This window comes from Amycolatopsis sp. NPDC057786, assembly GCF_042797905.1.
Taxonomy (GTDB): domain Bacteria; phylum Actinomycetota; class Actinomycetes; order Mycobacteriales; family Pseudonocardiaceae; genus Amycolatopsis.
Genome location: NZ_JBHVKW010000158.1, coordinates 1 through 13,630, shown reverse-complemented (window position 1 = coordinate 13,630; position 13,630 = coordinate 1). Strand labels below are relative to the sequence as shown.

Annotated in this window: 10 protein-coding genes; 6 read left to right on the top strand and 4 right to left on the bottom strand. The window is 72.4% G+C overall.

Features of this window, described 5'->3' with window-relative positions:
- Positions 1 to 163: 163 nt before the first annotated feature.
- The 3 genes from ACFVM3_RS40330 to ACFVM3_RS40320 all read right to left on the bottom strand — a co-directional run bounded on the left by ACFVM3_RS40330 (position 164) and on the right by ACFVM3_RS40320 (position 2,546).
- Positions 164 to 289 carry a hypothetical protein gene (locus ACFVM3_RS40330; RefSeq protein ID WP_378445055.1) on the bottom strand — a complete coding sequence of 42 codons (126 nt, stop codon included), beginning with the start codon at positions 287 to 289 and terminating at the stop codon, positions 164 to 166.
- Positions 290 to 371: 82 nt separating this feature from the next.
- A complete protein-coding gene (locus ACFVM3_RS40325; protein ID WP_378445054.1) occupies positions 372 to 1,121 on the bottom strand; it encodes a nucleotidyltransferase domain-containing protein in 750 nt (249 codons plus the stop codon).
- 108 nt (positions 1,122 to 1,229) lie between these two features.
- The gene (locus ACFVM3_RS40320; RefSeq protein WP_378445053.1) at positions 1,230 to 2,546 is read right to left on the bottom strand and encodes a type VII secretion protein EccE; all 1,317 of its coding nucleotides are present in this window, start codon (positions 2,544 to 2,546) and stop codon (positions 1,230 to 1,232) included.
- Positions 2,547 to 2,674: 128 nt separating this feature from the next.
- Here ACFVM3_RS40320 and ACFVM3_RS40315 point away from each other — a divergent pair, with 128 nt between their 5' ends.
- From ACFVM3_RS40315 to ACFVM3_RS40300, 4 genes are read left to right on the top strand one after another with little or no spacing between them, the layout of a single operon-like run.
- Complete coding sequence (locus ACFVM3_RS40315) at positions 2,675 to 4,798, top strand: fibronectin type III domain-containing protein (RefSeq protein WP_378445052.1); 2,124 nt, start codon at positions 2,675 to 2,677, stop codon at positions 4,796 to 4,798.
- Positions 4,795 to 5,748, top strand: coding sequence for an AAA family ATPase (locus ACFVM3_RS40310; RefSeq protein WP_378445051.1), 954 nt, complete (start codon positions 4,795 to 4,797; stop codon positions 5,746 to 5,748). Before ACFVM3_RS40315 ends, ACFVM3_RS40310 begins: the two co-directional genes overlap by 4 nt.
- Before the next feature lie 2 nt (positions 5,749 to 5,750).
- A complete protein-coding gene (locus tag ACFVM3_RS40305; protein WP_378445050.1) occupies positions 5,751 to 6,878 on the top strand; it encodes a DUF58 domain-containing protein in 1,128 nt (375 codons plus the stop codon).
- Entirely contained in the window at positions 6,875 to 9,046 is a 2,172-nt protein-coding gene (locus ACFVM3_RS40300; protein ID WP_378445049.1) for a DUF3488 and DUF4129 domain-containing transglutaminase family protein, read from the top strand. The genes ACFVM3_RS40305 and ACFVM3_RS40300 overlap by 4 nt, the downstream gene beginning before the upstream one ends.
- A gap of 74 nt (positions 9,047 to 9,120) precedes the next feature.
- Here the strand turns inward: ACFVM3_RS40300 and ACFVM3_RS40295 are convergent, their stop codons facing one another.
- Positions 9,121 to 10,524, bottom strand: a complete 1,404-nt coding sequence (locus ACFVM3_RS40295) for a serine/threonine protein kinase (RefSeq protein ID WP_378445048.1) — start codon at positions 10,522 to 10,524, stop codon at positions 9,121 to 9,123.
- A gap of 102 nt (positions 10,525 to 10,626) precedes the next feature.
- Here ACFVM3_RS40295 and eccD point away from each other — a divergent pair, with 102 nt between their 5' ends.
- Together eccD and eccB are read left to right on the top strand one after the other, a co-directional pair.
- On the top strand, positions 10,627 to 12,009 hold the full coding sequence (gene eccD / locus ACFVM3_RS40290; RefSeq protein WP_378445047.1) for a type VII secretion integral membrane protein EccD: 1,383 nt from the start codon (positions 10,627 to 10,629) through the stop codon (positions 12,007 to 12,009).
- Positions 12,010 to 12,013: 4 nt separating this feature from the next.
- A complete protein-coding gene (gene eccB, locus ACFVM3_RS40285; protein ID WP_378445046.1) occupies positions 12,014 to 13,447 on the top strand; it encodes a type VII secretion protein EccB in 1,434 nt (477 codons plus the stop codon).
- The last annotated feature ends 183 nt before the right edge of the window (positions 13,448 to 13,630 follow it).

The window sequence follows — 13,630 nt, the reverse complement described above, 5'->3', positions numbered from 1 at the left end:
AGCCACTTTCGCAACGTTGAAGGTTGCGAAAGTGGCTTTCGCAACACGCCCGGCCGGCCGACTCGGCACGGGAGTCCCGGTGCTGCCTGGGATGCCGTGAAGGCCTCCTTCCCCATCCTGAAGGTAGTCAAGGAGGCCTTCACGGAGCACGCGGCTGTCGGCCTTACTGGCAGGCTTCGCACTCCGGGTCGTCGATGCGGCACGCGGCACCATCGGTGAGCGGGAAGTCGAAGTCGTCGAGAGCGGGGACGGCCAGAGCGGTCTCTTCCGGCGTGGTGGTGGCGGACATGTCACTCCCTTGGTACGGAACGGGTCTTACCTCTCTGTAGCGCTGAAGATCGCCGGTCATTCCGTGACGCCCGCCACAAGGCTCAGTCGGCCGCCCGGAGCAGCGTTTCCGCGTCGTCCACCGCCTTGGCGAGCGCGTCGGGGTCCGCGCGCAAACCCGCGATCACCGTGTCGATCTCGCGCAATCCCGCGCGCTGCAACAGCCGTTTCTCGTTGGTGACCCACTCGCCTCGGGCCGCGAGGACCGCGTGCGCCGTCTCCATCGCGGCCGTGGCCAGCGCGCCCGCGACCTCCGTGGCCTGCCCGCGCGGGACGAAGGCGCCGCGGGTGTAGCGCAGGGTCAGTTCGGCGCGGCCTCGCCACATCGCCGGCGCCGTTTCCCGCAACGCTTCCGGGTAGTCCGGCCGCGGCAGGTCGCCGCGCAGCACGCGGTTGACCGCGAGTTCGGCGACGGGCAGGTAACTCGGGACGCCCGCGAGGTGGAACATCAACGGCTCCCAGTGGAACCGGCCTTCCGTGGCCTCGGCGAGATGATGTTCGACGGAGCCGAGGTCGCGGTAGTGGACGTCGACCTGCCTGCCGTCGATCGTGAGCCAGGCTCCGCCGTTGAACACGCCGCCACCCCACGCGCCGAGTGCGGAGACCTCGCCGTCCCATCCGACGGCGCGCAGGTCGGCCGGGTCGAAGCCGCCGCGGTAGTAGACGGCGAGATCCCAGTCGCTGCCGGGGCCGTGGGTGCCTTGCGCGCGTGACCCGCCGAGGGTGACGGCGTGCACCGAGGGAAGCGCGGCCAGCGTGTCGGCCACGTGGGCAAGGAAAGTGTCGTCGTTCATCGCGCGGACGAGTTTAGGGTCGGGCCCGCGCGGACGCGAACGGTTTTGAGCGCGCGAGACAGCTCCGTCTACAGTGGACTCGATGGGTCCTCGCCGCGATCGTCGTGCTCAACCGACCCCGAGCGGCAGCGTGGCCGCCACCCCCTTGGCGTGCCTTCCGTCGAGCCGCTCCAGGGTGAGCCCGGCCCGGCGGGCGGCGAGTTCCAGGTCACGCACCGCGTGTTCCACCGCCTGCGTTCCCGCGGCGGCGATCCGGATCGAGGCACTGACCCGCGGTTCGGTCTCGGCGGCGCTCCGGCGGGCGGTCACCGCCAGTGTCACCGCGGACCCGGGGGCGGCGGCGAGCAGACGGCGCGAGAGATCCGCCGTGAGCACCGGGGAAAGCGCGTCCCAGCCGTCGAGGCGGAACGTCGCCTGGCAGATCGGTCCGCTGTGCCAGAACCGCCAGTCCTCGCGGATACGCGCACGGCCCGCCGTCACGTGCGCCAGCGAGGCGAGGACGCCGAGGACCTCGTTTTCGGCGAGCGCCCGCACCGGCAGCCCGCCGCGACGAAGCTGCCGCCGCACCCGCCGGACGGTGTTCCCGAGCGCCTGCCGCACGTCGGCGTCGCGGTGGACGTCGACGGTGCGCAGCGCCTGCAACGCGACCCAGCCCCGCGGCGGCCGCGAACGGTCCGCGCCGACGTGGTGGATGACCTGCGCGGCGACGTCCGACGCCTGTTCACGGGTGGGCGGCAGCAAGGTCAGCGGCGACGGCATCGGCTGCTCGCGTGCGGCCGATTTCGGTTGCAGCACGGCGGTGACCCCGTCGGCGCGGCTGACCATGAACACCGTCTCGTCGCCGATCTCGCCCGCGGTCCCCGTCGCTTCCGGCGACAGCAGGCGCAGCAGCGCCCGGCCGGCCTCACCCGAGTCCCGGAGATCCCGGTCACGGTCCCGCGTCAGGTAGCCGGACGCCGAACCGAGCCAGGCGTAGAGCCAGCGGCCGCGGATCCGCACGGTGGTCAGCGCGAGGACCACGACGGCGGCGGTGACCACCGCGGCCGCCAGCGGCCATGGCCGCCCCGCCACCAGGACGAGCGCGACGAGCACGAGTTGCCAGCACACGATCTGCGGCACCCCGATCCCGCCGAACCGCCCGGACCGCCGCACCGGAACGGGCGCGGGCGGATTCGGCCGCGGCGCGCCGGGCACCGGAGCGGGGACGGGTGCCGCGGCGAAGCCTCGCGGTCGCTGCTCCGCCTGCCGAGCGGCGGTGAGCGCGGCCAGCGCGGCCTCACGTGCGGCGGCCCGCGCGGCGGGCGCGGCGTAGGCGAGCTGATCGGGAAGGGCCTCGGCCCGCGGCGCGGCCGGTGCGACTTGGGGAAGCGGCGGAGGCGGTGCGTGATACCGCACGCTCGTCCTGGCCGCGCCGGGATCGGTCATCGTTATGCCTCCTCAACCGTGTCGCCTCAGGCTGCCCGGCCAACATGAGGTTTCGATGACACGGCGCCCCCCGAGCCCGAGACAGGCTGTTTCATCGAAATTTCATGGTCGCTCTCTAGCTTGATCGCGTGAACACCGAGAAGCGGTTCAGCGCGGTGGCCAGGACGAGAATGGCCGTGGCGCTGGTGGTCGCGGGCTGCCTGGCGCTGGTCGGCCTCGCCGTGACCGGACAGGCGGCGACCCCGCAACGCCTGGAATTCGTCCAGGTCGGTCACTGGGTCTACAACGACGCCGCCCAGTCCGCGTTCCACGTCGACGGTTCGACGAACCGCGTCGACGCGCGCGCGGACGTGCCCGGCGCGAACGGCAGCCAGGTGGCGCAGGGGGACGGTTCCGGCTACGTGGTCGAGCGGAACCGCATCACGGAGTTCGACAAGGCGACCTTGAGCGTCGAGGAGTCCGTGCTGCCGCCCGCGCCGGAAACCCCGTTCGTGATGGAGGTCTCGGGCGGTCCGTACCTGGTCTACCGCAACGCCGGCCAGATCGTGCGGCTCGGTGACCCCGCCGCGACGGTGCCCGCAGGGGGGCCACTGTCCCGGCCGGTCGCGACGACCGAGGGAACGGTGTGGACGCACCGCGTCGACAACGGCTCGGTCTGCGAACTGCCCAAGGGCGCCGCCGTCATGACCTGCCCCGCGCAGCTCCCGCCGGGACACGGCGGCGGGCTCACCCTCGTCGGCGACCGGCCGGTCGTGCTCGACACCACCGGCGACAGCCTCCACCGCGTCGGCCCGGACGGGCTCGGCGACGGCCTTCCGCTCGGCATCAAGCTCTCGCCGTCGGCACAGGTCGCCAACAGCGCCGTCGGCGACCGGCTGGCCATCGCCGACCCGGAGCGCAACCAGCTCCACCTCATCGACATCAGCGGTCTCGACCAGGACCGCCCGTCCGCGAAGCCGATTTCCGTCGAGCTGTCCAAGGGCAGCCGGTTCAACGGCCCGCTCTCCTCGTCGAACGTCGTCGCCATGGTCGACGAGACCCGCGGCGAGGTGCTGACCTACGACGCCACCGGCAAGCTCCGGTCCACCACGAAGGTGCCGGGCCAGGGAACGGCGCCGAGGCTGGCCAAGGGCGAGGACAACCGGATCTACGTCGACAGCTCCGACGGCTCGCACGTCCTGGTCGTCAACGGCGACGACGGCACGGTGGTCGACGTCGACGTCGACAAGGCGGCCAGCAGCCAGACCGCTGGTGCGCCGTCGGCCGATCCGGAACCCTCGGGTGACCAGCCGCCGCCGCAACAACAACAGCAACAGCAGGCTCCGCCGAACACCCAGCAGGCGCCGCCCCCGCCGGTGGCGAAGGCGACTCCGCCCGGCGCGCCGAGGAAGGTGAGCGCGACGTCCGGGGACGGCTCGATCAAGGTCTCGTGGAGCCCGGCCGCCGACAACGGCGCGCGGATCACCGGCTACCGGGTGACCTGGACCGGAGGGTCCACGCGAGTCGGGGGATCGTCACGAGGGGCGACGATTTCCGGGCTGCGCAACGGAACCCCGTACGTGGTCACCGTGGTCGCCGAGAACTCGGCGGGGATCGGCCCCGGCGCCAGCGCCAAGGCGGTCATCCCGGGACCCGCGAACCGGCCCGCCGGCGCGCCGGTCGTCACCGCGAACGCCACCGCGGGCGGCAAGGTTTCGGTGAGCTGGACCCAGCCCGACCTCCGCGGCGGCACGCTGGTGCACTACCTGGTCAGCGTGACGGGCAAGGGGCAGCGCACGGTTTCGGGCACGTCCGCGGACTTCACCGGGGTCACCGGCACCGCGACCGTCACGGTCCGCGCGGTGACGAAGTTCGGTTCGGGCTCCACGCTCACCGGCGCCACGGGCAGCCGGAAGGTCACCGTCCCGGTGCCGTCGGATCCGCCGACCATCACCATCTCCACCGTCCGGATGGGGACGACGGGTCTGGTCGTCGAGGTCAGGGCCGACGGGAAGGGCGCGTCCGCGACCTGCCAGGCGGAGTTCAACGGTGCCCGCTCGGCTTCGAAGGCCTGCTCGGGTGCCACCAGCTTGCCCATCAACAACGTGATCTTCGGCGGAGCCATCACGGTGACCGCCACCATCAAGACGTCCGGGGGAACGGGTTCGGACAGCTGGACCGGGGTGCCGTCGATGAACGGCGGCGCGCTGGTCTGGCTCGGCCCGATGGCACTGGTCGGCCTGCGCCGACGAAAGGAAAAGGAACTTCTGTGACGCTCACACCCAGGGTCGCCTTCGAGCAGATCGCCGAGAACGTGCAATCGGTGGTGCGCGGCAAACCGGAGGTCGTCCGGCTCACCGTGGCGGCGCTGTTCGCCGAAGGGCATCTGCTGATGGAGGACGTGCCCGGTGTCGGGAAGACGACCATCGCGCGCTGTGTCGCCGCCAGCATCGGCGGCCGGTGGAGCCGGATCCAGTTCACCCCCGACCTGCTGCCCGGCGACATCACCGGCGTGATGGTCTACCACCAGAACAACGAGCGGTTCCAGTTCCACCCCGGCGGTATCTTCGCCAACGTGGTGCTGGCCGACGAGATCAACCGGGGTACGCCGAAGACGCAGGCCGCGCTGCTGGAGGTGATGGCCGAACGCCGTGTCACCGTCGATTCGGTCGGTCAGGCGGTGCCGAGGCCGTTCCTCGTGGTGGCCACGCAGAACCCGATCGAACTGGAAGGCACCTACCGGCTGCCCGAGGCGCAGCTGGACCGGTTCCTCATGCGTATTTCGGTCGGTTACCCGGATCTGGAATCCGAGATGCGTGTGGTGATGGGCGACTGCGCCGGCGTGACGCCGGACGAGCTGAAGCCGGTGCTGAGCATCGCCGACGTCCAGTCGGTCATCGACGAGGTCCGGAAGTCCCATCTGGCACCGGAAATCGTCAACTACGCGGTCCGGCTCGCCGCGTCGAGCCGGTCGCATCCGGACGTCCGCTACGGCGCGAGCCCGCGGGGCAGCATCGCACTGATCCGGGCGGCACAGGGGCTCGCGGCCACCTTCGGCCGCGACTTCGTCACCCCCGACGACGTCAAGGATGTCGCGCATCCGGTGCTCGACCACCGGCTCGTGCTGACCCCCGACGCGGAACTCAACCAGCGGCGGACCGCCGACATCGTCGACGAACTCCTGGGCGCGACGGCCGCTCCCATGGCCGCGATGGGGAGGTAGGCGTGCGGCTCACCCGCCGCGGCGTCATCGTGCTGGCCTTCGCCGCCGGGTCCTACGCACTCGGCGAACTGGCCGGGTACACGTTTTTCCGTGCCTTCGCGGGGATCGCGGCGGGCGCGGTGCTGATCGCGCTGGTCACCACGAGGTTCCGGCCGCAGGTGGAGATCGGCCGGACCGTCCAGCCGGACCGGGTCGAACGGGGGAAGCCCGCGCTGGCCTCCCTCGTCGTGCGCAACACCGGTGCCCGGCGGCACGGCGGTTTCGCCGCGGGGGACGGGATCGGGAACGAGACGCACAGCCTGCGGGTCCGCCCGCTCGCGCCCGGCGCCGAAGCGACGTACCACTACGAGCTTCCGACGACGACCCGCGGGAAACTGCGCGTCGGGCCGCTCGTGGTGCACCGGCCCGACCTGTTCGACCTCGCCCGCGGTGACCGGACCGTCGGGGATTCCGCGTGGTTGTGGGTGCATCCGCGACGGCATTCGGTGCGCGCGGCGCAAGCCGGGCATCCGAGGCACCACCACGAAGGCCCGATCACCGACCCGCCGCTGCGCGGTTCGGCGGATCTGCGCGCGGTGCGGGAGTACGTGGTCGGCGACGAGGTCCGGCATCTGCACTGGAAGGCGACGGCCAGGACCGGGCGCCTCATGGTGCGCGAGTACGCCGACCCCGCCCAGCCCCGGTTCACCACCGTGCTCGACACGCGGCCCGCGTCGATGACGCCCGCCGTTTTCGAAGAGGCCGTCGAGGTGGCCGCTTCGCTGTTCTACGCGTCGGCGTCCTCAGGGCAGCACTGCCGCCTGATCACCTCCGCCGGTGCGGACACGCTGACCGACAGCGGGGTGCGCGCGGCGAGGACGCTGCTGGACGAACTCGCGCTCGTCACGCAGGACGCGGCGGACGGCGCGCCGTTGCTGCCCTCGGCCCTCGCCGCCGCCGAACGCCCCGGCGGGGTGCTCGTGGTGATCACCGGCCCGGACGCCGATCTCGGCCACACGGCCCGCTGGCGGCCCGACACGGTGGTCCGGCTCGGTGATCTCCGGCCGTCGGCGGGCTCCGGCGGAGTGATCATCGCGGTCGACGCCGCCGGTGCCGCGGCCCAATGGAACTCCTTGGTGGGCAAGGCATGAGCGCCCGGTTCGATCGGTTCGCGGTCGCCGGCCTGCTCGGCGCGACGGGCGTCGCCGGGCTGCTGTTCGCGCCCGTGTTCGGCTGGGCGGAACTGCTCGTGCCGGTGCTCGTGGTCGTCCTGGTCGCGTACGGCTGCGTCGAACTGACCGCGAAGTTCCCCAAGCTGATTCCTTATCGGCCGCTGCTCGTCGCGGTACTCGGTCTGCTCGGGCTGATCGAGACGGTCTTGACGCCGACGACGTTCGCCGCGCTGCCGACGGGCGCTTCGGTGCGCGCGCTGGCGCGCGGCTTCACCGAGGGCTGGCAGCTCACGTTGCAGTCCACCTGGCCCGCGTTGCCTGTTCCCGAACAGCTGCTGTTCGTCCCGCTGTCGGTACTGCTCGCCGTCGTGCTCGGGCTGGAACTGCTGCTGCGACTGAAGAAGCCGCTCGTGGCGCTCGTGCCCGTCTTGGCCGTCGCCGGGTTGGCGCAGGCGTATGAGGCGTTGACGGGACTCGTCGCGGTGGCGGCGGCGCTGGGGTTCGCGCTGCCCGCCGGGCTCCTGCTGTGGTCGGGGCGCCGCGTCCGGTCCGTGAGCCGGGCACCCGGCGTGCCGCGTTCCTGGCGGGTGACGGGGTCGGCGGTCTGGCCCGCACTGTCCACTGTGGTCGCACTGGTCGCCGGATCGGTCGCGTTCGCCGCGCTCGACCCGGTCGGCCGCGATCCCTTGACGCTCAAGGACACCCAGGCCGCGCCGCCGCCGAGGAGCAGGGTCGCCAACCCGCTGGACGAGATCGCCCAGCGGCTCATCCGGCCCGGCGAGGAGGTGTTCCGCTACCGCGGCGACACCCCGGTCGACCAGTGGCGCCTGATCGTGCTCAACGGTTTCGACGGCGCGAACTGGCTGTCCGATTCCCGGCTCCACCGGCTCGGTGCCGGTCTGGACGGCGCTCCCGGCGGTACGGGAGGCAGCGCCGAACTCAAGGTGCGCGGGCTTTCGGGACCCTGGCTGCCGAGCCATCAGGATCTGACCGGGGTGGACGGTCTGGCCCCGCTGGTGGACCAGGCCGCGGGCACGCTGATGCTGGAATCGCCGTCGAGCACCCCGGTGCGGGACTACCGGCTCAGCTGGTCGTCACCCGAGGTCGATCTCGGTTCCGGCGAAGTCGACGCGCGCGCACCGGGCGGTCTCGGCGGACTCGGCGCGGTGCCGCCCGACGTCGAGCAGGTGGCGAAGGACGCCATGCGCGGGCTGCGCCCGACGTTCCAGTCCGCGTTGCAGCTGGAACGGTTCCTCAGCACGAACTACCAGGTCGCGACGGGCACGGAGGAGCTGCCGACCGGGCACGGCTGGCCGCAGCTTCGGCATTTCCTGCTGGAGAGCAAACGAGGGACGAGCGAGCAGTTCGCCGCCGCGTACGTGGTCTTGGCGCGGATGAGCGGAATCCCGGCGCGGCTCGTCGTCGGATTCCGTGGTGCGGCAGAGAAGGACGGCGACACGCACGTCGTCCGGAACCGCGATGTCCTGGCGTGGCCCGAAGTCGCGGTCGCCGGGGCGGGCTGGGTCGCGCTCGACCCCACCGCCGCGGCGGTCGGGTCCAGCCGGAGCCAGGCAGGCCCCGGCAAGGCGGTCGCCAAGGCGAGGGCCCAGCTGCCCGCCGAACAGCAACTGCGGCCACCCCAGCTCCCGCCGGGCACGCGGCCGGACTCCGCCGAAGACCAGAACGCGGAAGCGGGGGTGAGCTGGTGGTGGCCCGCCCTCGTCGGCGCGATCGTCCTTTTCGGACTCCTGTGGCTCGCGGGGGTTCCGGCGGCGAAGGCGGTCCGCGCTCGACGGCGCCGTCGCCGGACCGGCGAGGAAGGCGTGCTCGGCGCCTGGGACGAGATCCGCGACCGGCTGCGCGCGCACGGGGTGCCGTTCCGGATCGGGATGACCCCGCGCGATCTCGCCGAATCGGCCGGATCGCTTGCCGGGGAAGGGATCCGCGAGCCGGTCGCCAGGCTGGCCAAGGTGCTGGACGTGACGCTGTGGTCCGGTGTCCCGGTGGGCGACGGCGCGGTCCGGAAGGCGTGGCAGGAGGTCGGCGAGGTGCGCCGGGGTCTGGCCGCCAGACCGTTCGCGGCTCGGGTGCTGGCGGCACTCGAGCCGCGAACCCTGGTGCCGGTCAAGGGTCGTAAAGAGGGCTGAAGGGCGCTTTCCCCGCATGCCATGGGGGGAAAGCGCCCTTCACCGCGTCCTATGCGGGGAAAGTCCCCTTCAGCTCACGGGTTGCAGCGGGCGCCTCGGATCGCGACCGGTTCGGTGGTGTAGATGTGGCGGCCGTCGGTCGCCCTGAGCTGGAAGCAGTACCGGCGCGCCGGATCGACCGGTACGTCGAGGCTGCGCTGGCGGTGGGCGACGAGCTGTTTCGTCTCGAGCCGCTCGCCAGCCATGATCACGACGAAGTCCAGTTCGCCTTCCGCGGTCCAGGTCAGCTGCACGTGATCGCTCTGGTCGCGCGGCGGGGCGAGCGCCAGTTTGACGTCCGGCGCCGGAGCGGAAACCGGTGCGGGCGGCGGGACCGCGGCCGCTACCGGGACGGCCTGACCGCCGATCTCCGCCGGGCCGAGTACCAGCGGCACCACGGCCAGCCCGGCGGCGAGCACTCCGGCGCCCGCGAGCGCGACGGGCTTCCAGGGAAGCCGTCGCTCGGTCTTGAGCGGGCCGCTGAACTCGCGGATCAGGGTCCGGCCGCCCGAGGGCGGCGCTTGCACCACCTGGACCGGCACCGGGGCCGCGGGCCGCCGGACCACGGCGAAGTCGTCGAATTCGACGTCGGCGTCTTCTTCTTCGGCCGGTACGTCGACGGGTTCCCCGGTGACGACTTCGCCGCCGGGCTGGCGCAGCTTCGTGAACAGCCGCGCCAGCGACGCGACGTCCTGCGGCCGGTCGGCCGGTTCCTTGGCCAGCAACCGGAGGATCGTGGCGGAAAGTTCCCTCGGGACGCCAGGGTCCTGGATCGGCGCGACCGGTTCCCGCAGCACCTGGAGGATCCGTTCGCCGGGCTGCTGCCCGGTGTGCCGGGGAAAGGGCGGGGTGCCGGTCAACGCGGCGTAGAGCACCGCGCCGAGTCCATAAAGGTCGGACGCGGGGGAAAGCGTGTCGTCGCGCAGGGTCTCCGGTGCGGTGTACTCGACCGCGTACATCGGGTCGCGCGGGAAGCGCCGCCGCAAGGCCACCCCGAAGTCGGCGAGCACGAATTCGCCGGAGGCGCGGTACAGCACGTTGTGCGGGCTCACCCCGCCGTGCACGACGTCCGCGCCGTGCGCCGCGGCGAGCGCCGACGCGATCGCGGCGCCGAGCGCGAGCACGTCGGGAACTCCCAGCCTGGCACCGGAATCCAGCAGACCGGCGAGTGAACCAGGGCACAGTTCGCGGCGGATCCCGGATCGGCCGCCCGCGTCGGTCAGGACGTCGTCGATCTGCAGCACCGAGCGCGTCGAACGCACGGCGGCCAGCGCCTTCCGCTCGCGTTCCAGCCACGAGGAGGTCTCGCGGTCGAAGGCGCCGGGGAACATCTTGATCGCGAAGTCGTTGCCCGTAGCGGGATCCCGGCCCGCGTAGACGGTGGCGATGGGGCCCTGGGCGAGCAGCCTCGGTCCGCCGACTCCTGTCTCGATGCTCATGACCCCATTGTCGCGCAAGAAGACCCGATTCGGCGCACTTTCCCGGCGGCAGGTTCCTGCCGCCACGGCCCGGCGGCCCGCTCGCTGGCCGACCCTTTTCCCATGCAGACTGCCGGCCTGGTCAGGGTCACCATCACCACTCCGCACCGGCGCATCGACATGGCGCTGCCGGAACACGCGTCCGTCGCCGAAATCCTCCCCGGCCTGCTCGCGCGGGCGGGCGAGGGAATGGCGGACGACGGGGTCGCCGGCGGCGGCTGGCAGTTGCGCCGCGCCGACGGGACACCCTTCGATCTGGACCGGACGCTGGGCGCGCACCGGGTCCGGGACGGGGAGATCCTCCATCTGACACCGCGCCGCGCCGAATGGCCGGAGCCCGAGTACGACGACCTGGTGGACGCGATCGCCACCGGCTCCGGCCGCACCGGCAAGGCATGGGGGCCGCGGCACACGCGGCAGGCGGGCCTGGCCGTCGGCGGGGTCGCGATGTCCTTCGGTCTGCTCGCCGTACTGCGCGCCGGCCCGCCGTGGACGGCACCGGCGTCCTGGGCGCTGGCGGTGTCGGCGCTGCTGCTGGCCGCGGGTGTCCTGCTCGCGCGGGCACTGCGCGACGCCGGCGCCGGAGCGGTGCTCGCCGCCGTCGCGCTTCCGTTCGCCTTCGCCGGCGGCGGTCTCCTGCTGGCGGGCGAAGACCCGATCGGCGCGCTGTCCGCCGGCCATCTGCTGCTGGCGAGCGCGGCGCTGCTGCTCGCGGCCGTCGTCGGCCATCTGGGGGTGATCGCCGCGCCCGAACTGTTCGCGGGCGCCGCCACCGTCGGCCTGCTCGGGGTGCTCGGCGGCTGGCTCGCCACCTTCGACGACCTGGCGGGTTACCGGTCGGCGGCCGTGCTCGGCGGTGGGGTCCTCGTGCTCTCGACCACGTTCGCGCCGCTGGCGCTGCGGCTCGGCCGGGTGCCGATGCCGGTGCTACCGAGATCGACCGCGGACCTGGTCCGCGACGATCCCCAGCCGCCGCTCGATCTCGTGCACGCCGCCGTCGCCAGAGCGGACGCGCTGCTCACCGGGATGCTGGGCGGCGCGGCGATCGTCGTCATGTACTGCCAGCTGCAGCTGATCCGCAGCGACAGCGAGGCCGCGGTCGTGCTCGTCGCCCTGCTCGCGGCCGGTTTCCTGGTGCGGGCGCGGTTGTACCCGATCCTGCGGCAGCGGCTGCTGGTGCTGGTGACCGGGATCTTCGGCGCCGCCTGCCTGCTGGCGGGACCGCTCATGGCGGACCGTTCGCTGCTGCTCGTCCTTGCCGGGCCGCTGTCCTTGGCGGTGGCGGCGGGCGTGATCGCCTCCGGTGTCGTGCTGAGCACCCGCGCCGCCAACCCGTATCTCGGCCGAATGGCCGAATACTTCGAGATCCTGGTGACGGTCGCCGTCGTCCCGGTGGCGTGTTCGGTGCTCGGCCTGTACGGCTACGTGCGCGGGCTGGGGGGCTGAACCCATGGCGTCCAAACGGGATCAACTGCAGGCGTATCAATTCCTGGTGCAGCGCGCGATTTCCGCGCTCGTGACGAGGGAGACCGACCCGGAACAGCCGCCGTTCCGGCGACCGTCCGGTGCCGCGTTCGCCAGTGTCGCGCTGGCGATCGTGGCGCTGGCGTGCGTCGGGGTCTACGGGATGATCGTGCCCGGCGGGAACAACGCCTGGCGCAAGAACGCCGCCGTCATCGTGGAGAAGGAGAGCGGGACGCGGTACGTCTACCTGGACGAACGGCTGCACCCCGTCGCGAACTACGCGTCCGCGCTGCTGCTGCTCGGCGAACACGGCACCACGGAACGGGTTTCGCGCGATTCGCTCGCCGGAGTCCCGCGAGGGCCCCGGATCGGTATCGCCGACGCGCCGGACGGCTTGCCCGGCCCGGAAAAGCTGCTCACCGGATCGTGGTCGCTGTGCTCGGCGCCCGCGAGTGACCTGGCGGGCAGCCGGATCGAGGAATCGGTACTGCTGGCGGGTGCTTCGCCGTCGGGCGGTGCGGAATTGGGAGACCAGGCGCTGCTGGTGGAATCGACGTCGACCGGCGATCGCTTCGTCGTATGGCGCGGGCACCGGCACCGGATCACCGACTACGGCGCCGTCGGCACCGGGCTCGCGCTGACCGCCGAGCCGTGGGCGCGGGTGGGCCGGGCGTGGCTCGACGTACTCCCGGAAGGCACGCCGATCGGCCCGCTACCGGTCGCGGCCGCGGGCGAGGTGTCCACCGCGGTGCCCGGCCGGACCGACATCCGGAACGGGATGCTGCTGCTGGTGCAGACCTCCGGCGGCGGGCAGCAGCACTACCTCGCCGAGCGGGACGCCCTGCGCCCCATCACCGAACTGCAGTACGACGTCCAGCGCGCGAGCGCCCAGATGATAGCCGCTTATCCCGGCACGGAGCCGAAAACCGTGCCGCTGCCGCCTTCGCTGGCGACCATGTCCCGGCAGCTGGACCCGGTCCGGGCCGATGCCGGCGCGGCCCCCGCGACCCGCCCGGCCATCGCGCGCCTGCGCGACCAGGACGCCACCGTGTGCGCCACCTTCGGCGACGGCTCCGCGGCCCCCGCGCTGACCGTCGATCCCTCGATGCCACCCGCGGATCCGATGTCGACCACCGCCCGCCGGACCGCCGCCGGGACCCCGCTCGCGGACCGCGTCCACGTTCCGCCCGGCAGCGCGATCGTCGTCGAGGCGATGCCCTCGCCTTCTGCTGCCGTTGGAACACTGACCGTCGTGACCGACATGGGGCGCCGCTATCCGCTGGCTTCACCCGACGTGCTGAAGATGCTCGGCTACCCGTCGGCGCGACCGGTGCGGCTCCCCGCCGGCCTGGTCGCGCGCCTGCCCGAGGGCCCGAGCCTCGACCCGGCCGCCGCGCGGCGCCAGACCCTGGGCGGCTGACCCGCCACTTGCCGTCATTCGCGTGTCCCTAGGCGTAACTCGCGTGCCTGGAGGCGTAACTCACGAGTTACGTCTCCGATCACGCGAGTTACGTCTCCGATCACGCGAGTTACGCCTTCAAGCACGCGAGTTACGGGAACGACGTGAAGGCCCCCTTCACTGCGTCCAGCGCAGTGAAGGGGG